Genomic DNA, 20,042 nt, shown 5'->3' on the forward strand with positions numbered 1-20,042 from the left:
CCGCTGGCTTAAGGAAAAAACATTGGTTTCACCTTAGCGGTTATAACGGCAAAAATTGAGAAGGAGCTTACCCCGGCAGCTTCATTCTTTGTGTTATTGATTTCATGCAGGGGGAACCTTACGTGCATCTGCTGCATCTGTGTTCGGATCTTATTGATAAACTCCTCATCGCCGTTCCCATTATCAGGGTTATTGCGAACAATGACTGCTGTGTTGCTGCCTCCGGAAATAGTAGAAAATCGTAGCGACCCCTAACGCAATCCCCCAAATAGGCATTAGCAGCAGCGGTGTTGATGCTCCCCAATTTTCAAAATCGGGACTCCAAAAAAATTGGAAGAAGACTTGAATGCCGGAAACGGTTAACAGGATGCAGACAAATCCGGCAGGAACGACGGCTGCTGCTACAGGTACGCGCTTCCCGGCCCAAAACGGAAACCACCGAGGGAAGGTCTCCCCCCATGGCTTTATAAGCCCATGCGTTAGAACGGCGCCGCCAATCGATACCAGGGCAAGGCCCGCTCCAGCCCATACTGCACCTGAATCCTGAAGGCTTTGATATAATTCCTTTGTTACCCCAAGAGGGATTCCCAGCAGCCAGGCAATGCGGGTGATATCGTAATAAGCAGGGGCAAGGATCGCAACATAGGTCACCCACCTTCCCCAGTGCATGACGGAGCTCGAAACTATCCGACGGCTCGCATCGCTTTTACGCCCGCAATAGGCGCAAGCGTTACGGGTTTGACGCTGGAAAGACAATGCTGTCGCCGCCCAAAGCAAACCGCCTACAAGGCAAATATATTGATTGATCACCGGCCATGTGAAGAAATCGAAATAATTGAGCGACCTACCGAAAAGAACCGCTATCAATGAAATGGGAGCATACGCCACTCCAATGAGAGCGCGGGTATCCGGGATAGCGAAGCAGAGAATCGTCGCTGCGCTCCAAGCATAAAACAGCAGAATCGTTCGGGCTATACCTCGCATATTGAACTTGAACATGAAAAGAGCAGCCGCTCCAAGGAAGCTTAGAATAGCAATAACAGGTCCTGCAACCGAGGCTGTCGCATGTCTAAAAGCAGAATATTGCGCAATTGGATCGTTTAACAAACCTAATGGAAAACCTGAGCCTCCTAACGACCAATATAACCCCAACGCACCATAGAAGAGCGTCCAAACAATCGCTGCGTAACGGGCCCAATCCGGCCAGCGCCTCCACCAGCGCAACGCCGATGGCTTCGAGCGAGTCGTTGTTGCATGGGATAAATCACCCCAATTTATTGGTTTCATAAAAATCACAACTCCTTATACGACTTTAGCTTTAGTATAAGGAGTGTAAGTAAACATGAAGTAAACGGAAGCTCAACTTCACCCTAATTTTGCGCCGCTTGCAGCATGATCGAAACTGTTGTCCCTTCGCTCGGTTTGCTGTGGACGACTAAATTTCCGCCATGGGCTTCTATAAATTTATTGGCAATGGATAATCCCAACCCCGAACGTGCGGAGGATGCTCGATCTTCATCGTTTTGACCGAGCTTCTCGCTGAATCCGACCCCATTATCTTCGATCCGGATCTCCGTCGTCCGATCATGAAGCTGCGAGATTCGAACCGCAATCTTGGTACCCTCAGGATTATGGACGACGGCATTGACGAGCAAATTGCGGATAGCGCGCGTCATCAGCTTCGGATCGAAAGTTACCCAAATGCGGTCCGGCTCCGGATCCATCGTGAATAAATAACCGGTCGCCCAAGGTGCACTGCTGACATCCGCCACCGTTCTGCGCACGAGTTCCACGATATCCGCTTCCTCGGCCTTTAGAGGAATTTGTCCATGAGGCGTTTCATTAAGATCCTGTACCAGTTCTTGCAGTTGAACCGCTTTTTGATGAATGATAGAAAGAAATTCCTTTTGTTCCTTTACACTCCACCGATACTCAGAATTAATCAACATGGCGGAATATCCGGATATGTAGGTTAACGGCGTTTTTAAATCGTGTGATATCCCCCGAATCCATTCTCGTTTCATTTGTTCCGACTCTTGAAGCGCCTCCTCGTTTCGTCGAAGTGTACTCGCAAGCATCAGTAAATGCTCAAACAATTCCTTGTAGACCGCATACGGTAATTTCAACATTCCTCTTTTGCGAGAGTGGATCTCATTCCATTGATGGGGAGCATCATATTGTCCGCTTGCCAGAAGCCTGATCCAAACCATCATGAAATAAACCGGCTTCCCGAGATACCAGCCGATAAGGAGCAAGGTCAGAAGAAAAAGCATGGCGCACAAGGTCACCACAAAGATTTCGTAATTAGCCGAACTATTCACGGACAATAATAATTGCGGCCAAAACAACCAAGCCATTACGATCACTATCGTTTGAATACAAACAAATAAAACAAAAAAAGCCGTTAGGAGCTGCAGAGCTATGCGAAGCATCAAATTCACGGACTTAACCTCCTGTGAACGGAACGAACTTGTATCCGATTCCTCGTAGCGTGACGATCAGTTTGGGGTTGGTCGGATTGACCTCTAGCTTCTTTCGGAGTCTGGAAATATGAATAACGACCGTTTTCTCATCCCCATGCACCATGGTGCCCCAAACTTGCTCATATAGTTGCTGAGCGGTGAACACCCGGTTCGGATGTTTGCAAAAATAAAGCAGCAGTTCAAGTTCCTTGGCCGGACAAGGCGTATCCACATTGCCCACGATAAGCTGTCCGGTTGTCCAATTAAGGGTAAACGTATCGTACTGATACACACTCTCCACGCTTACGACATCAGATGCATACAAAGCGCTCCGTCTCAAATGAGCTTGAATCCGCGCAACAACTTCCAGTGGGTTGAACGGTTTGGTTACATAATCGTCTCCGCCCAAGAATAGCCCCTGTAGCTTATCCATATCGCTGGATCGGGCGGTAAGAAACAAAATAGGTGTTGTAATGGTTTTGCGTATTTCCGTGCAAAGGGAAAATCCATCCATGTCCGGCAGCATGACATCCAGAACGATCATGTCAAAAAGAGTCGTTCTCACGGCCATAAGCGCCTCGGCGGCGGAACCAGCTTTCGTAATCCGGGTGTATCCTTCTTTGCGCAAAAGATTCTCAAGCATAATTAGAATGCCTGCTTCATCGTCGACCACTAATATCGATTCATTCCGCACTCCGACGTCTCCTTTTTTTAGTTCAAAATTTGAGGAAATCAAATATAATTGCACTAACAAATAACGCCGTGAGAAGTATAATCAGGCATACATAAAGGATAGCAGATTGCCGCAGAATAGGGTGCAAAATTTTGGTATCATTCGCATAGTTCCATGCCGCCAAGCCCGCCAGAATGCCCATGACGATAAACCATGGCTCGTAAACCAGAATATCCCATAGAGCTAATTCGCGGACATCGAGCTCGATCCAACCGGGGATTTGGATGGTAATGATCCCTACCAAATGGAGGATTTTGGTGATGATCCCACTGACTCCGTGAGCAATCGCGAAGGCGCAGCCAATGAGCGTGGGGATCAATAATAAAAGAGGATGGACGTTCTTCCCACCAATCCAGGGGATCCATGCCGGAACGGTTTTCCCCCAAGGCTTGACGAGTCCTAATAGGAAGAAACCTGCAAGCATGACCACCACGCCGGCGATATAACTAACCATTTGGAACCCTTCGGGGTTTGCGAGTCTGCCCGGCAGCCCGATCGATCCGCCCGCAGCTTGATAGAATCGAACGAAAACCGCATACATAATCGCCCAGAGGCACCCGGCGTAACCGGGCCAAACCTTTAAGTTGATCTTGCTCATGTTCCAAGCCACCTCTTTCAATCAATTGTTTTTAAAAGCTGTTACACGTCCAAACGGGTGTAAAAGCCCGTTCTAATCCCGTAAGACAAGGCTGCCATGCTGATCGCAATTCCCCAAATGAAAAATCCTCCGTATACAGGAAGCAGCACCCAGGGGTCAAACTCCGGTGTATCAGTCAAGCGAATGGTGCCGACAGCCAGTTTATAGAAGGTTGCGAGGCTGATACTTATAAAGAACGTTCCGCCCAAGCCTGCCGGTACGAGCAGCATCCAGCGCGGGATCCTGCGCCCCCATTCTTGGACTAGAGCGACCGCAAGCGTAGAAGCGATGAGAGCCAACACGGCGGTTATGTCGATGCCCTTGGCGTATAGAAATGCGCTGACCGGATCTGCGATGGTTTTCATAGAGGCATGCAGTCCCTCGATTCCTTTCACGGAAGCGAGAATGACGACTCCATTCGCCCAAAGCGTCTTTAATACCGCGTATGGAAGTAAGGCAACAGACGCTGCAAATCCCCATTTCTTTGACAACCACCATTTTCTCTTCTTGGTCATAGCCAATCACCTCCAATTAATCGTTATCCTTATTTTACATAATGTAGGTAAACAGGAGGTAAACGGAAGTTCAACTTCAGCCTAACTTTGCACGGTTGTACGGTCTATAATTTACATTCACAGATGTCAACTTCCACGTTTTACTGCCAATTCGATTAGAAAACGGCAGTCGGATCAAATAGATCAACTGCCGTTCCCGGTATTTATTGGGCTATTATCCATCTCCATCAGAAAGTCCGAGTAAAGCAGAAATCACGCCTATCTTTTTCTTTGTATTTTCCAGCACAGCATGAAAATAACGCTTTTTGGCGAACCTTGAAGGGGCTCAAGATGGCCCGGTTAGTTTTTAAACCAAGCTACTTGGACCTCATTCGTTCCATATCACAACATACTGCTCAGCCTCTTTAATCGCCTTTACACCCTTCCCGCACAAAAAATTTAGCCGTCATTTATGGTACGGTTCACCACCATTTATCCTTAACTAATTTATTTTTTGTAAAATCAGCAACTCTTCCTCCACAATCTGGCCCGTTCGTATTATGAGGTTAACCAGCTTCATCTGGTTAGCCTTTTTATAGGTTATTCTTTAGGTAGCCGGGGGAGGACGTTCTGGCCCGTGGGACCAAGATCCCGTCCGTAATACTGTCCACCCCCCTACTTGTAGAAACATGTTTGAGGCTGGTTGGGACGTGATCCCGTATAAAAAGCGAAGCTATGAAACTACAAGTTAGGATAAGGGGCTACCGGCTAAAACAAAAAAGGAGACGTGATAATGAATGGATCCGGTCATTGGCCTGGATGTCGCAAAAGGAAAAACCCAAGTACAAGCCTTTTTACAGAAGAAGAATCCTTACAAGAAAAGCTTTACGTTTGAGCATAATGTTTTGGGGCTACACGATTTTTATCGCTTTTATCAAGAAGTTGAAGAAGTTGCAGGTCTACCTCCGGCAGTCGTTTTTGAATCGACGGGGCATTACCATGAACCTGTCCTACAGTTTTTAGAGGATAAGCAAGTCATTTATTATCTCGTCAATCCGGTTCTTTCATATGAAGCCAAAAAAGCCAGTTTGAGAAAAGTCAAAACCGATGCAATTGATGCTTTTCATTTAGGTGAGCTTTATTACAAAAACGAGGACCTAAAACCTTTCCAGAAAAAGAGTATTAAAATGATGAACTTGCGAAATTTAACACGTCAACACGACTCTTTGACAGGAACCTACGTACAAACAAAACTTCAATTTCTAACAATATTAGATCAAGTTTTCCCTGAATATAAAAAGGTTTTCGGAGCCCTATATTCGCCCACCTCATTAGGAACGTTACTCCAATATCAAACACCACAAGGTGTTAAGGAGGAAACAGTGGATCAGATCGCTGAAGTGATTCTGAAACAAGGAGCTAAACGCTCTTATAACTGGGCATTAGAGAAAGCTCATAACCTAAAGGAAGCAGCCGATAGAGACCCCTTTAAACGCAACTTATATTCGAGTCATATCACTAGTCTCACCATGTACATTCAAATTCTTCTTCAATACCAAAGGCACCTATCCCAACTAATTGAAGAGATAGATCCCTGGCAGAAAAATTTGAGGAATATGAGATTATCCGATCAATCCCCGGTATTGGTGGGAAGATTGCCGCCACAATCATCTCCGAAATTGGGGAAATCGATCAGTTCAATCACCCAAAGAAGTTGGTTGCTTACGCAGGAATTGACCCAAGCGTTTTTGAGTCAGGTAAGTTTAAGGCAACCATCAACAAAATCACAAAAAGAGGATCTACACGCCTTCGGCAAACTCTCTATACAGCTGTGCAGTGTGGAATAACGAAGAATCGCAATCCAAAACTAAGAGCTTATTACGATAAAAAGCGCGAAGAAGGAAAACCGCATAAAGTGGCTATCATTGCTTGTGCAAATAAGCTTATCCATTGGATCTATGCATTATTAAATCGTAAAGAGGCATTTAAGGTTTAAATACAGACCAATAAAATACTTTAATTACAATAACTTCAAATTCATGTTTTTGAAGTTTATTTAGTATGTTCTTTATTATTGTAACATGTCGTTTTAAACTTTTTTAGACTTATCTATTGACCTTCTATTAGCTGGTATTGTGGAATAGGATGATTGGAGTTTTTAACCTTATTATCATAAACAGTTAATATCAAAAGTTTATCGCTAATTCAATGGCCAGACTCAGGGTTTCAAAAGGTTTTTGGCTGTTGAAGAATCATATCCTTCTTCGAAGATTCTTCCATACGAGCTGCGAGGGACTGTATATAAGAATACGTCAGTTTCGTTGGATAATACCCGATTCGTTCACGGATCAGGTTCTCTATCACAAAACATTTCCGAGTAGTTCGTTCATATTCTAAAAATGTATATTGCTCTGCTTCAGAAAATTCGTCAGCGCCCTCTTTCAACGCACGAATAAACACATAACGCTGCTGATAAATATCTGCTCGTTCTTTTCGGGCAAATTTCAAAAGAAAGAGCAATTCCACCGTCGATAGCTGCATGAGTTCCGGTGTACTCTTGGCCAAGTCCGATAAAGAAGGCTGAGACGCCGGCAAGAGGTTTTTTCTTTGGCCGTTTTCTTGAATGTCTTCCGTTTTTAGCTGCATCTCACAAAACGAACAATACCATTCCTTCGGTTGCTGACAGGTCACTGGACTCCCACAATAAGCACAGGTCTTCATTTTGAATTCTCCTTTCATATCTTCATATCGTTACATCTCCGTTGGTTATTGAAATCACCTTTTCCCATGGGCATCCCCCGAAAGGGGGGCGCCACGGTTATGCCGTGGCCCCTTGTTTGGAGGAATGTACCCTTAGTTTTTCAATGATCTGATGGCTGCAGACCACAATGTCGCTTCCAATCTGTTTCATGATATGAAGGTCTTGGCTCCAGCCGGCAATGTAGCCGAAACTATAATCACCGGTGTCATAACCGAAATGATGCAGAACCACATAAGCCACGGCCTCAGCCTGAGCTTCCCGAATGGAGTTGCTTTCCTGTTCAAAGGGCGCTCCCTTCGCATGCAGCAAATGATGTGCGTACTCGTGGATCAGGGTTTTTAATTGCTGCAGCGTGCTTCTTTCTTTATGGAGTGCGATATAGTTTTCTAGTAGATGATAATACCCGTTGGCGTCCCCTGTGTTTTCCAGCCGGACCGGAACCTCTATTTTCTGAATCCACGCCTGCAGCAAGTCTTTTTCATTTTCCCCATCGCCTTCTAAAACTTGAACAGGTGGCGCCGGGAGCTCCTTACCGTCCGTACTCGATACATCAAACACACTCACATACCGGAATCCATACAGCACATTTTCTTCTTTTCCCTTTCCTTCCCTTTTTTCTTCCTCTTGTTTTTTCTTTCGAATTAAGGGGGCCAGCACCTTAATAGCTTTTGCGCCCTTGGTTACAAACCGACCGTGCTTCTTCCACTCCTGAAACCCTTTGACCAGCGTCGCTTGGGGATTTTGCTGGTAAATGAGAATCGTATTATTAAAGCTGTACGCATGAAAACTCGAGAGAAACCGAAGCCACTCCTGAAACTTCTCCCCCGTCATAACGTCCTGAATTCCTTGATCCAAACGTTTTTGAATGTCGTCCAATCCTTTGGTTTGTCCCATCGTTTTTTCCTCCCTTGTTTTTGCGCTGTGAGCGATTCCCTTCCCTAAAGGGGAGCATTTCGCCCTTTTGACGTGGAGAACGAACAAGGAGCCTCGGCGGACGGTCAAGGGACCAGCACAAAAAGTTTTTTGAGTGCATTTATCAAAAAAGTTTTTTGCCCCTTGACTGGCAGACGATCCGACTTGGCGTTCAGCCGGGGGAGGGCGATAGCCTAGGAGGCTCGGCCGGCTGAACGGTTAGCTCGGATGGCGTACTTGTACGATTCGCGGCGCAAAAGGGTGGAAAAAGAATATAAAAAAGCAGCCGTGAAGGCTGCTGTCCTTAAAAACGGGTTGATTTTAGTTAACGGTATTCGGCTCGTTCGGTATGGCGGCTTGCCGTAAAGAGATCAGGAACCTACGGACTGTAGGAGGACTTCCGTACAGACCGTGGTTATCGAGCTCTTTAATGCCGAAGCGACACGTACAGAATGACAAAAAGGGATCCTTTCTTTTTGATCAGTCTGTTGTGCGGCAGCCCTTATCGTTTCTTACTTACAGGATCTTCTCTTTTCTTGAATGTAAAGCGTCGTCTTACATGGTCTTTTCCTGGTCGATAGCACCGTTTAGAAAGTAAATCATAAGGTCAACACAGAGAAAGGACCACGAAAAAACAGTCGGGATCAACTCCTGACTGTTTCTTATTTCGCTTTTAATTTGGATACCGTTTTTGATTTTTTAGCCAGCTTACCGAAGCTTTTCAATAGATCCTTAGTTTCTTTATCCTTTTTAGAAGACATATATTTTTCACCATCCTGGCTCATTCATTCGTTTTTCATTATCTTGTCCAAAAAAAGAAGGAACCATACGTTCTACTCCTTTATTCCTTGGAATACCCTAGCAATATAACAATCTAACAATTTGACACTGAGATAAAAGAGGGTCATAGCGTAATAACAGAGAAGGGGAGGAGAACGATGAAACCCATTAATCCTTTGTTTGATAAAAAGTCCCCTATGAGTGTTACAGGTGAAAAAACGGGCAATGTTCGTAAAAACGTAAAAACCAAAGCTGAAGGACGCAAAGTAAGATGTGATAAAAAGAAGGATGTGAAGATTCCATTTACTTCTTATGAACGACAGCTTATAAAGAAATTAGCGAAAATAAAGGGTCTAGATCCCACTCCTTATTGCACGGATTTAATAAAAAAAGGATTAGCAAGCAACTTCTCATTTATTGATTTTCCTTACGATCCCAAAGGGAAACCGTATCCGGTTAAGCTAGAAAGTTATTTTCATGATTTATTGTTTGATTATAAAGTGCAATGGGATTGTAGTTTGAAGGAAGCTGCGTACCGTATTGTTTCCTATATGCTGACGTTGGAAGAAGGAAATATAAGATGAAGACGAACCATTATTCCATCTATAATGAAGAGATTGAAGAGTTAGCCCACCAGCCGAAAGGGGTTTTAGATCATTTTGTTCAAAAGGTGATGCGTAAACTTTCATCATCGGTTGATCTAAAATATCTCTTCACCGTTCCAGCATCCGATTATCTAAGAGGTGAACTTTTTTGTACGGACGTTTCAGAAGCTATGGAAGAAGCATTCACTCAAAGAGACCTCATCTCTATACTGTTGGACGATCTTTTGTTCCAAGCAAAAAAAAAGGAGCAACCCTTATGATACGATGGATCGGAAATTTATCCAGATCAGCGCTTACGGTGATCAGGAGGAAGAGGAGCCACAGAGAAAAACGTCGGTCAAGAAACCCGTAAGAATAGAATGTAAGATCAAACGAAAACAGGCCTTGCGCCTGGAAGTCATGCTCAGTGACATCGAGGAATTAGAGCCGGCAAGAATCTTCCAAGTGGAAGACGTCTTGCAGATCATCTATTGTGATTTTATCTATCGATATAAAAATGGATCTCTGAAAAATGTACTGGAGAGCATTATGAACCGATTAAGGTAAACGGTTCGCGTTCACAATAGGTTTGAAACGTTTAGTAACGTAATCGCCTAAACAAAGGCTTTTTAGCTAAGACCACAAGTACTACTGAAAATCCAGTGATCAAATGAAAACAGGACATTAGACGGAAGGAAGTTTAACGTATAGGGGGAAATTTACATGCTGAAGGGAAATTTGTAGAATGTTGTAAATACTTAAAACATAAGGGAGATGGCAATGAAGAAATTACTTACTGGTTTGGTAGTCGCTGCAATGGCCTGGGGGATTTCGTTTTCCACGGCTTCAGCCTCCGCTGGAGGATTTCATCATCCGCAAAGTTGGGAAAAGAACTCTATATTACGGGAGAATGCACGTGGAGTGGAAATCCAGAATATGCAGTATATCCTAAATGTCCTGGGTTTTTATACAGATTCCGCAGTGGTTGACGTAGATGGCATCTTTGGACCGAAAACAGAAGCAGGTGTAAAGAAATATCAAAAAGCACACGGTCTGAAAGCTGATGGTGTGGTTGGTCCGCGGACCTGGGACAGCTTCTCGCAATATATTGAGAAAAGAGGCACGAACACGTACGGAGCTGGTGGAAACATGGGTCTCAGAGTCCATTGGAAGTATGACAATTCTTCCTATTACTCCGGCTCAAAAGCCTATATTTATGGTAATGGAGATACATTAAGCGACCAATATCGCTTGTATGCAAATTAACAAAGGACAGGAAATCCTTATAAGTTTTCCTTCAAACGATGAAACGTGCCCAAAAATGGGCACGTTTCTTTATTTCCTTTTCGGATAGGCAATAACGCTGTTGTTTGCTGCAAACACAAAGGTGGAACTTACTGTGAGTTTGTTTTCGATAATAAAGTTTGGCTGTTTTCGTAAAGATTGTGGTTTTATAATGTTGTTCAAACAGGCGCGTACCATCTTGTTTCAATGGATAGCCTATCATATCCACTTTGTTCAATTCACTTTTTGGAAGTTTAATACTTTCAATTGACATGAAATGGTTGTGGAATGCATCGTTTCATGAATAGTTGCAAAGTTAAAAACCTCTCCGAACGTTTTGAATCTCAGTGGTCCCAATTCAAGCGGCGGGTCCATTTGTTTTTCGAATGTACTAGGATGTATGTCGGAAATGTCAGAGAGTTGCCTAGATAAATTTTCGATAAGTTCTTCTTTTGTTGGAGGTTTTGAAATCCAATCAGATGGCTTGGTTCCAGGTTTAAATAGTTCTGCGTAGTTTTTTGGAAGGTTGGAGTTAAATGATAAACCTAGCGAACGAAAGGAATCGCTGACAACAGCAATGTGCCCAGCATTCCATCTAATCGTATTACTGAACTCCAGGGGTTGAACATCAAATAAGTCCTCAGGAATCGATTGAATTTGACGTATAACCATTTGACGCACAGATTTAGCCGTACTTATTAAGACTTGTGACATCGCAAAATTCCTCCATTCTTTTTGTGGGAATATTACAATAACTTATTACAATTTCAGTATACAACAAATTTAGCAATATTTTCGTTTTTACGCGACTCAAACTCTTAACTGCGCATTTAAATTAGCAAAAGAAAGAGCTAAAAACCCTTGATACAGCTAGGCCTTCGGCTCTTTCTAAAATGTGACATAATTTACATTTCTGTTAGTTAGATATTCTGTATTTTTAGGATTTTTAGGGGTACAGTCATGAAAATGCAGATTTACAGCGTTAGGGCTTTCCTTAATTAACAATCGCGCCCTTTTCTTGAATAAACACACATCTTTAGTTTACTAATTTATTTTTTCGCTTTCTATACATTATGAACCAGCCAATACCATTTACCAAAATCAGACCAAAAATAGTGTTCCCTAAAGGCGCCCATCCGTTCTCGCCTGTGAAAAGTAATGATAGGATAACCTTTCCAACGAGTGTAATATTCAATATGATCAAACCAAATTTAAGTGAATGTTTCCAAAATGCCATCAAGATTAAAACTATAAATATCATCATTAAAGCAATCGTAAAAATAGCTGAAACAGGGTTACTTAAAAGCATTTGCTCGTATTCCAAAACTGCCTGCATTTGCGGATTAATCGTCTCTGGTGCTGAAAACCAGACCATACTGCTCATCATTAAAACAAAAGTTATGATAACACCTTTCCAGCTACGCTTATAAGCAAAGTAACAAATAACGATCAAAAAGATAGGTCTAATGTACCAACTTAGTGGATTTAAATGACGTGCAAATGCCCAATCCAAAAAAATTTCCATCGATGGTCACTCCTCTTGTGGTTTTCGTTTTGTAATATAGCTGGAAACCGCCTCAAACATCATATCTTGTATTTTTGGATACAAATCGATACCTATATCTTTTTTATGCAAGCTGATAGTCATGGCTGCACGCATTAATCTCAAGATAACCTCAGAATCTTTATCTATTAATTCTCCTGCTTCTTTTTGTTCATTTATAAAATGAAGTAGGGGAAGCACATTGCGTTCCGTTTTTTTTTGTAAAAACTCAGGTGTCACTTTCCTAGCAATGCTCTGTAATTCATCTGGGTGAGTTTGTAAGCGTTTCATCAATGGGTTATCATCCAATTCACGAGTCATTTCATGTAGATAGGTTTTGATTTTATCTTCAATACTGCTTTTCTGATTGACTGCTTCCCATACACGTTCCTCTATCCCGGGTCCTTCTTGATCCAATAGTTCTAAATAAAGAGCTTCTTTGGATTCAAAAAAAACATAAAAACTACTCTTAGCGATTCCTACTACAGAAGTTAGATCTTCCAATGAAGTTTTCTTGATTCCCTTGGAAGAAAAAAGTTGTTTAGCAATGACAATTAACTGTTCATTAATTTTTTCTTTTTCCGTTTGACTAAACTGTGGCATCGATTATTACTACCACCTTTCTATATATGATCAACAAGTTCATAAAAACAAAAAAATAAATTGTTTTTATATTTTTATAATATGTATATTCGGTCTTTTTGTCAAAGTATTCCTAAAAATTAGTGCACATAAATAGCTCCTAGCTTTCTATTCATTTCTTATAATTCCTTGTTTATTCAAGAAAATGGCCCGATTGTTGATCAACATCTGGAAACCACCCTCCAATTAAAGCGTTTTTTAGTTCAATAAAAAGGGGAAAATGCAAGCAAGTTAACATAATGACTGTTTTCGGAAGCAAAAAACCGATCTTATCAGTAGATCGGTTTTGCTCTTCCACTATCGCGCCCGATTGTGGAAGAAGATAATTAAGAATTAAGAATATATTTATCCCAGCCTGGGTGTTTTTGCACAACGCCTCGAAAAGGTGGAATAAGAAATTTTCTGAAATCAAAGTTTTTGCCCATCCCTTAAAAAAGCAGAATAAGCAGTATTACCCAACTTATCTTGAGTAACCCCTTCAAAATCCCTTTTCCTCCGACAGGGGGCAGAACCAGGGCAGAACCAGCATCCGAACGACGAACCCTAATTTGACCAACAAATGGAAAATAGACCGATATCTATTTCAAATCGGTCTATTTTTCACACAGGAAAGGAAGAAATCACACGGTTATATTCTTCTTGAGCTTCTGTTATAGCTAATTTCTTCAAAAAATAATCTTTCTCAATACCTACTCACAAGACTCTAAAACCAATGTGTCTCTCGTTACGAACAGAGCAGAAACTATCGAGGTCGGAATAACGCTTATCGCGACTGCCACCGAGGTGAACGGCAACATAAATAATACATAGATTAACCAACAAACAGGTGTATACAGAAACACTATTGCTACGCCGACCACGATTGATGCTATCCCTCTCCCGATACGGTACTGATCCAGTAGGGCAACAATCAGAATCCCCAGCGTGGTAAGAGAGAACAAATAACTTATTTCTTGGTACAGAACGGCACTGCCTACAATCAACAGCAAGTGAAGAGGCATGAAAACAGCAAGCGCTTCCCGTAGTGACAACTTACGAGCTCGGATAATTCCAGCGATTAAAGTACATATGCTCATAAGGAAAAAGATACTAAAAAATACCTTGTCATTGTTCGTGGACTCACCTAAATTCATCACTTGTGTTACTCCAGCTACGATTCCCCAGCTCAATAATGCCGCCCCAATCATCGCTCCAAGCAGCCAGCCTGTTCCTGTCATGATTGTACGAATTCGAAAGTTACCTTTTCGAATCTGCAAGATCATCCACCATATGGTCAATACAACAACGACTAGCGACAAGATATAAGAAGTGAAACTACTCATGATCAGCAAATAACTAGGCGACAAAGGGAAGAAAAGGCTATCCTGATTTCCTCCTTCTTCAAATGGTACTTGTGCAGCATGATCTGCTACTTCCAAAGTTGTTAATAGATAATGGTATGCTGTTCCACGATCTAAATTTGCAAACGTATCCGTCTCTCTTCCATAATGTTCAACTCCCTCCGCTGCTGCAAAATTCAGACCTGAGTAGCCTGCCTGCAAAAAACGGGTTAAGTCTGTATCATTTGGCATCCGGTGGAACAATGCAGTCAGAAACGAGAAAGACAACGGGCGTGAGCTTGCAGATTGAAGGTAGTTTACAGCATCCAGGTTATCATCGGAAGTTTCAAACATCAGCAGCGGCCCTCGGTTACCTCGGGCTTCAAAGTTGACTACTAGATCGATTTTATTTTGTAACTCCGGGTGTGATCGAACGAATGACTTCGCTCCCAACGTCCCTAACTCTTCTCCATCAGTAAACAGAAAATAAAGGTCAGATTTCAGATTCGAGTTTCCCGCCTGCTTACGCATAGCTTCCAGCAAGGCGACTACGGACATCATATCGTCCGCTGCGCCTGGAGTTTCCGGTTCGGAGTCATAATGGGCCGATAGCAGGATGCCACGATCCGTTCCAGGAGCGTCCAGCTTCACCAGTATATTTTGCAAGACCACTTTATCATTCTTGTCATAATGGGCCTTTGCACGAATGGTATTCTTGATAGCCTCCTCTGGAGAAATGCCGTTAATAGTTCGCATATTCTCGAAATCCGGCCGTCCCTTGCGCTCAAATTGGTCAGCCTTCACATCATCAACTGTGTAGGTTACTTTGTCAATCGTTGCTTTCAAGCCCATCATACGAATTTGCTCCAATAAATGGGCTCGTACTGATTCAAGCTCCTTTGACCCTGACGGATGTGCTGTAACGGTCATTGCCTTTAAGTTAGCCATCATCCGCTCATATGCTGGATAATGGGCATCGGATTTGTCAGGCGGTGTTGGTGGCAGAAAAAGCTGGGCTCCTAATCCAATTCCTGTCACAAGTACGATAAACACTAGAATAACGGAAATAATTCTCGGCATATTTCGCCCTCCCTTAGTATGGATATTCCAATACTATAAAGGAGACAAGGTTAAATCTTGGTTAAGTAGACAACCCACGGAAAGAGCGCAAACCACTTTCAAAGAATGCTTTGAGAGTTAGGTAGTTGAATCACGAATGTGGTAGCAACACCTGCTTCGCTCTGAACTTGTATTGAGCCGTCATGCTTATCGATGACTGCCTTCACGATGGACAGACCTAATCCGTTGCCCCCAAGTTCTCTTGAACGGGACTTGTCCACACAGTAAAATGGATCGAAGATCTTGTCTATTTGATCCTCTGGGATCCCAATACCTGTATCGGCAAAGGTAATACACGTTGTATCTGAATGGTGAACAGCAGTGATTCGGATGCTACCATTCTCCTTGTTATATTTGATCGCATTGTGAAGAATGTTGGAGAAAGCCTGGTGCAACAGATTTTTCTCACCATACAGCATTACATCTTCAAGGTGAACCTCGATATGAATATGTTTACGTTGAATCTCTAAGAAAAACTCGCTTATAATCGTCTCAAATAGTTCATTGGCTCCGAATATTACACGTCTGAACCCATTCATATTCGAATTCATTTGGAGCAAATCGTTAACGATGGAATTAAGGCGCTCCACATTGCTTCTCATATCTTCCAGAGCTTCCGTATATTCTTCAAGTATAGGAGGGTCACTTAGTTGTACCACCTCAATCCTAGCTAGCATCGCAGCAAGTGGTGTTTTGAGTTCGTGGGCGGCATTGGCTGAAAAATGTTTATAGGCCAAGAATGATTTTTCCAATTTATGGATCATCCGATTAAAGGACACGGACAGACTCGCGACCTCGTCCTTGGGTGGGGGAACTTGAACTTGTCTATACAGATTATTTTCGTCGATCTCTTCGATCTCCTTGCTTAAGTCTGTGACAGGCTGCAACGCTCTTCCTGTTACCATGTAGGTGATGCCAGTTCCACTTGCGATGATCAAGATCGCGCACAGGAAACCAGCAGAGGCAAAGTCAATCTGCTGTTCAATCAAGACGGGTGCAGGCGACACAGATGGCATAGGCGGTACAGGTGGCACGGGTGGCACGGGCAGTGATCCTTTCTTCGTTCCATCAATAGCATCAACTTTAGGAACAAGCTGCGGTTGAACATAAATAACACGAGCGGCATAAATGGAAGCTACCATAAGTGAGATACATCCGACTGAAAGTATTAGCGCCATTAATAAGGTCAGACGAAGACGGAGTGAAAGTGAACTAATTCGCATCAAACGGTACCTCTGCAATATAGTATCCAAATCCTCTTTTGTTTTTGATCACCTCTTGATCTCCTAAAAAAACGGCCAACTTCTTTTTAAGCGAATTGATATGAACCTTGAGAGAGTTCGAGAACCCATCGAAGCTGTTATCCCATAAATGCTCCATGATCTCCTCTGTGCTGACGATTTTATCTTTATTGAGAATCAAATACTCCAAAATGCCGTACTCTTTTTTCGTTAATTCCATTGGATTGTCCTTAATGTAAACAGCCTTTAACGCTGTATCAATTAGAATCTCTCCATATGACAGCCTCGTATCTGTCTGGATGAATCTCCGACGGAGCAGAGCGCGAAGTCTGGCCTCCAATTCCCGAAAGTGAAAGGGTTTCACCATATAATCATTCGCCCCAGTGTCAAGACCAAAAATTTTATCCTCAATCTCGAAACGAGCCGATAAAATCAGAACCTTGATGTCGGGATTATCATTCCGAATCTCTCGTAAGACTTCGATTCCATCAATTTTAGGCAGATTCAAGTCCAGTACGACCGCATCATATTCATAGATTTCGACCATTTGTAACGCTTCCTCGCCATCTGATGCCGAATCAACTGCGTAGCCGAATTTTCGTAAGCCCATGTTGATTGATCGCTGTATTGACAAATCATCCTCGACTACTAATATTTTCAATATCATCTCTCCCCTCATTCTGTTAGTCTCATGATAAAACAAGCTCAGTTAAGAGAAGGTTAAGATTCCATCCAAACCTCACGAATATACATATAAACAAATCGATGAAAGTGCAAGTGTCATGAACACATAGAAAGTTTATAAACTGTGCTAAACTAGTAGTCCAGACCACAAATAGTTTAATTTTAAAACGAGTCAAGATAGAAATTCCAAAAAAAGGATTTCAATTGTATCCCCTGATTACGACATTCAGATGGTTTTATTCCGTGGGTTTTTTGAAAAGCACGGGAAAATGAATCAGCAGATTCGTAACCATACTTATTCGCAATTTCTAAAATTCGAATATCACTTTTTTGCAATTCGAATGCAGCAAGTGTCAATCTCCTACGCCTAATATACTCTGACAGTGAAACTCCTGTTATAGATGCAAACATTCTAGAAAAGTGAAACTCCGAACAGTAAGCTATCTTTGCTAATTGTTTGTAATCTATGTCCTGCTCCAAACTATCCTCTATGTAATCTAAAACATTATTCATTCTAACAAGCCAGTCCATATAATCCCCCTTTCGATATCAATTTTAAAATAACTGGAAAAGTTTAGTCCGACATTATTTGCCTAAAAAAGTAGGTTCCACAAAAGCGAATTTAATTTATCTTCTTCCACAATCCTGCACGTTTGTTGAGTAAGGGGATAGCGATCACCTTATGCTGCTATCGCGCCCTTTTCTGAAATAACACATGAGCTTCTATTAGCTGGTTTTGTTGAATACTGTTCAAATTCAAACGAATAAAGCCATTAATATTAAATCTTGATAGCCGTCATCCAATTTTACACCCTTTGCTTTTCTACCCTCTTCAAAAAAGCCTAGATTTTTATATAACTGGATTGCACCTAAATTATCTCCCATTACCTCAAGACAAACTTTTTCAATCTTACTGTTATTTTTAGCCCAATTGATTAACGTTTCTAGAAGAGCTCTTCCAATACCATAATTTCGATATTCAGGTAGTATGGTCATTGCAAAAGCCCCTTGATGACTAATTTTTTCATTGTTTCCGTTCTTAAAATCTATTTTACCGACTAACTTACCATCAACTTCAGCAATAAACTGTACATAATTTGTATTTTCATGGTAAGCTTTTAACGTTTTTTGAATAGCAACAACACTCATCTTTTTAATATCCTCAACCGTACTTAGCATGTATGGTGCGTTTATTAAAGCTTCTGAAGCAGAATTTAGCATTCTTTCTGCATCCTGTTCTCTAGCTTCTCTAACAGTTACTGTTTTTCCATTCTTAGATTGAAAATAAAATACATTAGTTGATAAAATACTACACACACCCTTTCAGAAAATATTAAATCTGAATTATACCCATTTTATAATTCTTAAATAAAGAAAAGAATATTACCTTTTACTGCAATTCTATTGAATAAATCAATGTCCTCAAGCCCATATAACAGCCCTTTTTAAGATTCGAGTTCTAATGGAAAATCCCTTCTCTTGTTCCATAATCTGGTCTTTTTCATAAAAAAAGGGCACATTTCTTATTACAGAAATGCACCCGATTGCGGAGTAACATATGTAATTCACTAATCCCAATTTGGTCATTAAGAAAATAAATTTATTGATCCTCTACCTCAGCAAAATGTGATTTGTCTATGTTCTTTTAATCATGCCAATTGCTCGGCTCCCAGTGGTAATCTTTCATTCATATTTAGATTAAAAGTTACGTATGGTTTGACGTGAACAGCCAGGACTCGACGAAGCAGGCGGTATCCGGAGGAAAAGTTTAGTACAAGGGAACCCGAAAGGATCTTACTTATATGATTTAGCCACATAGATGTTGATTTCCTGATCAATATTATCTTTCTGGAAGATAAGTGAGAACAACGACTCCTGAACCGAATGTCTTTGTTTCCGCCAGTTTCAGCACCTTCTTATCGATCCCTTCTCCAAAGAGACGTTTTCCGTTTCCAAGCACAACTGGGAAAACCATGAGCCGATATACGTCGAGGAGGTCAAGCTTCATTAGCGTTTGAATGAGCGTGCAGCTGCCAAATACCAAGATATCCTTACCAGGCTGCTGCTTCAGCTTGGATATTTCCTCCGTGATATCGCCCTTGATCAGGGATGAATTGTTCCATTCCATTTTTTCCAGGGTTGTTGAAATCACGTGCTTGGGGTAATCGTTCATCATCTGGCCATATTCCCCTTCTTGCTCAATCAAATTAGGCCAAGCAGCTGCAAAATTAACATACGTTTCGCGTCCAAGCAGAAGAGCGTCGCTTGCTTTCAGTTCATCCAACTTGAATTGCTTTGTTTCCTCACTACGGAATTGGACCGTCCACTGCGGATTCTCCATGACGCCATCTAGGGATACAAACACAGATACAACTACTTTTCTCATATTCGTTCTCCTTAATAGTTTCTATTTTGAATGACCTCACTCGATTATTGTTTTTTTATTCTCATTTATTTAGACGATATTCGATTGCAAAATTCATCGGTCAAATTGTTCAGGAAGCCCAAATCTAAAAAAAATTTTGCGTTAATGAAATTTTGGATGTGAAAGATCTTCTTGTACAATGACGTGAATGCCCATACTCGCTTTAAATTCAAGAATGACCATTAAACTTCCTCCTTTACTCCACAATCTGGCCCGCTTCATATAAAAAGGCACATTTCTTATTACAGAAATGCACCCGATTGCTGAAGATTGTATTCTTTCATTTAAGCCTTTGTTGCACTGTTTGTTGTAATGCCTATAAGAATTATTATGATTCCGTTGATAAAAAATAAAGTAGAATAAATCAAAGTAATAGCTCCAGTTGCAAATCCGCCAGGGTCAAAGGAACCTATAACATCTAA

General features: G+C 41.8%; 20 protein-coding genes and 2 pseudogenes. 6 read left to right on the forward strand and 16 right to left on the reverse strand.

All coding sequences use genetic code 11. The annotated features are described in order from the left end of the window. Nucleotides 1-189: 189 nt before the first annotated feature. The 5 genes from M1K46_RS23880 to M1K46_RS23900 all read right to left on the reverse strand — a co-directional run bounded on the left by M1K46_RS23880 (nucleotide 190) and on the right by M1K46_RS23900 (nucleotide 4,347). Complete coding sequence (locus M1K46_RS23880; RefSeq protein ID WP_256227943.1) at nucleotides 190-1,152, reverse strand: hypothetical protein; 963 nt, start codon at nucleotides 1,150-1,152, stop codon at nucleotides 190-192. Nucleotides 1,153-1,370: 218 nt separating this feature from the next. Next, on the reverse strand, nucleotides 1,371-2,432 hold the full coding sequence (locus M1K46_RS23885; protein WP_256227967.1) for a sensor histidine kinase: 1,062 nt from the start codon (nucleotides 2,430-2,432) through the stop codon (nucleotides 1,371-1,373). A gap of 13 nt (nucleotides 2,433-2,445) precedes the next feature. Then, the gene (locus tag M1K46_RS23890; protein ID WP_256227944.1) at nucleotides 2,446-3,156 is read right to left on the reverse strand and encodes a response regulator transcription factor; all 711 of its coding nucleotides are present in this window, start codon (nucleotides 3,154-3,156) and stop codon (nucleotides 2,446-2,448) included. A gap of 22 nt (nucleotides 3,157-3,178) precedes the next feature. Then, nucleotides 3,179-3,793, reverse strand: a complete 615-nt coding sequence (locus M1K46_RS23895) for a DUF3995 domain-containing protein (RefSeq protein WP_256227945.1) — start codon at nucleotides 3,791-3,793, stop codon at nucleotides 3,179-3,181. A gap of 41 nt (nucleotides 3,794-3,834) precedes the next feature. Beyond that, on the reverse strand, nucleotides 3,835-4,347 hold the full coding sequence (locus tag M1K46_RS23900; protein WP_256227946.1) for a hypothetical protein: 513 nt from the start codon (nucleotides 4,345-4,347) through the stop codon (nucleotides 3,835-3,837). Between the two features lie 776 nt (nucleotides 4,348-5,123). On the opposite strand from M1K46_RS23900, the pseudogene M1K46_RS23905 reads away from it, so the two are divergent. Next, nucleotides 5,124-6,322 (forward strand): annotated as a pseudogene (locus M1K46_RS23905) (IS110 family transposase). Between the two features lie 230 nt (nucleotides 6,323-6,552). Here the strand turns inward: M1K46_RS23905 and M1K46_RS23910 are convergent. Together M1K46_RS23910 and M1K46_RS23915 are read right to left on the reverse strand one after the other, a co-directional pair. Further along, a complete protein-coding gene (locus M1K46_RS23910; RefSeq protein ID WP_256227948.1) occupies nucleotides 6,553-7,047 on the reverse strand; it encodes a hypothetical protein in 495 nt (164 codons plus the stop codon). A gap of 97 nt (nucleotides 7,048-7,144) precedes the next feature. Next, nucleotides 7,145-7,981: an ArdC-like ssDNA-binding domain-containing protein gene (locus M1K46_RS23915; RefSeq protein WP_256227949.1), complete on the reverse strand. Its 837-nt coding sequence runs from the start codon at nucleotides 7,979-7,981 to the stop codon at nucleotides 7,145-7,147. Between the two features lie 255 nt (nucleotides 7,982-8,236). Here M1K46_RS23915 and M1K46_RS23920 point away from each other — a divergent pair, with 255 nt between their 5' ends. The 5 genes from M1K46_RS23920 to M1K46_RS23940 all read left to right on the forward strand — a co-directional run bounded on the left by M1K46_RS23920 (nucleotide 8,237) and on the right by M1K46_RS23940 (nucleotide 10,629). Next, a complete protein-coding gene (locus M1K46_RS23920) occupies nucleotides 8,237-8,365 on the forward strand; it encodes a hypothetical protein (protein ID WP_256227950.1) in 129 nt (42 codons plus the stop codon). Nucleotides 8,366-8,937: 572 nt separating this feature from the next. Continuing rightward, entirely contained in the window at nucleotides 8,938-9,363 is a 426-nt protein-coding gene (locus tag M1K46_RS23925) for a hypothetical protein (RefSeq protein ID WP_256227951.1), read from the forward strand. After that, a complete protein-coding gene (locus M1K46_RS23930) occupies nucleotides 9,360-9,644 on the forward strand; it encodes a hypothetical protein (protein ID WP_256227953.1) in 285 nt (94 codons plus the stop codon). The genes M1K46_RS23925 and M1K46_RS23930 overlap by 4 nt, the downstream gene beginning before the upstream one ends. A gap of 4 nt (nucleotides 9,645-9,648) precedes the next feature. Further along, nucleotides 9,649-9,930 carry a hypothetical protein gene (locus tag M1K46_RS23935; protein ID WP_256227954.1) on the forward strand — a complete coding sequence of 94 codons (282 nt, stop codon included), beginning with the start codon at nucleotides 9,649-9,651 and terminating at the stop codon, nucleotides 9,928-9,930. A 213-nt stretch (nucleotides 9,931-10,143) separates the two neighbouring features. Beyond that, nucleotides 10,144-10,629, forward strand: a complete 486-nt coding sequence (locus M1K46_RS23940) for a peptidoglycan-binding domain-containing protein (protein WP_256227956.1) — start codon at nucleotides 10,144-10,146, stop codon at nucleotides 10,627-10,629. Nucleotides 10,630-10,881: 252 nt separating this feature from the next. Here the strand turns inward: M1K46_RS23940 and M1K46_RS23945 are convergent, their stop codons facing one another. From M1K46_RS23945 to M1K46_RS23985, 9 genes and pseudogenes are all read right to left on the reverse strand, one after another. Further along, the gene (locus M1K46_RS23945) at nucleotides 10,882-11,361 is read right to left on the reverse strand and encodes a DinB family protein (RefSeq protein ID WP_256227957.1); all 480 of its coding nucleotides are present in this window, start codon (nucleotides 11,359-11,361) and stop codon (nucleotides 10,882-10,884) included. A 322-nt stretch (nucleotides 11,362-11,683) separates the two neighbouring features. Further along, nucleotides 11,684-12,172, reverse strand: a complete 489-nt coding sequence (locus tag M1K46_RS23950; protein WP_256227958.1) for a hypothetical protein — start codon at nucleotides 12,170-12,172, stop codon at nucleotides 11,684-11,686. 6 nt (nucleotides 12,173-12,178) lie between these two features. After that, nucleotides 12,179-12,793, reverse strand: coding sequence for a TetR/AcrR family transcriptional regulator (locus M1K46_RS23955; RefSeq protein ID WP_256227959.1), 615 nt, complete (start codon nucleotides 12,791-12,793; stop codon nucleotides 12,179-12,181). Nucleotides 12,794-13,521: 728 nt separating this feature from the next. Next, nucleotides 13,522-15,231 carry a M28 family metallopeptidase gene (locus M1K46_RS23960; RefSeq protein ID WP_256227961.1) on the reverse strand — a complete coding sequence of 570 codons (1,710 nt, stop codon included), beginning with the start codon at nucleotides 15,229-15,231 and terminating at the stop codon, nucleotides 13,522-13,524. Between the two features lie 98 nt (nucleotides 15,232-15,329). Beyond that, complete coding sequence (locus tag M1K46_RS23965; RefSeq protein ID WP_256227962.1) at nucleotides 15,330-16,313, reverse strand: sensor histidine kinase; 984 nt, start codon at nucleotides 16,311-16,313, stop codon at nucleotides 15,330-15,332. 169 nt (nucleotides 16,314-16,482) lie between these two features. Continuing rightward, nucleotides 16,483-17,178, reverse strand: a complete 696-nt coding sequence (locus tag M1K46_RS23970) for a response regulator transcription factor (RefSeq protein ID WP_375162241.1) — start codon at nucleotides 17,176-17,178, stop codon at nucleotides 16,483-16,485. 209 nt (nucleotides 17,179-17,387) lie between these two features. Next, nucleotides 17,388-17,726, reverse strand: a pseudogene (locus M1K46_RS23975) (helix-turn-helix transcriptional regulator); the annotation flags it as partial. A 225-nt stretch (nucleotides 17,727-17,951) separates the two neighbouring features. Then, nucleotides 17,952-18,512 carry a GNAT family N-acetyltransferase gene (locus tag M1K46_RS23980; protein ID WP_256227964.1) on the reverse strand — a complete coding sequence of 187 codons (561 nt, stop codon included), beginning with the start codon at nucleotides 18,510-18,512 and terminating at the stop codon, nucleotides 17,952-17,954. 523 nt (nucleotides 18,513-19,035) lie between these two features. After that, the gene (locus M1K46_RS23985; RefSeq protein WP_256227965.1) at nucleotides 19,036-19,581 is read right to left on the reverse strand and encodes a dihydrofolate reductase family protein; all 546 of its coding nucleotides are present in this window, start codon (nucleotides 19,579-19,581) and stop codon (nucleotides 19,036-19,038) included. Nucleotides 19,582-20,042: the final 461 nt, after the last annotated feature.

It is taken from the genome of Fictibacillus sp. WQ 8-8, assembly GCF_024494405.1.
In the GTDB taxonomy this organism is placed as follows: domain Bacteria; phylum Bacillota; class Bacilli; order Bacillales; family Fictibacillaceae; genus Fictibacillus_C; species Fictibacillus_C marinisediminis.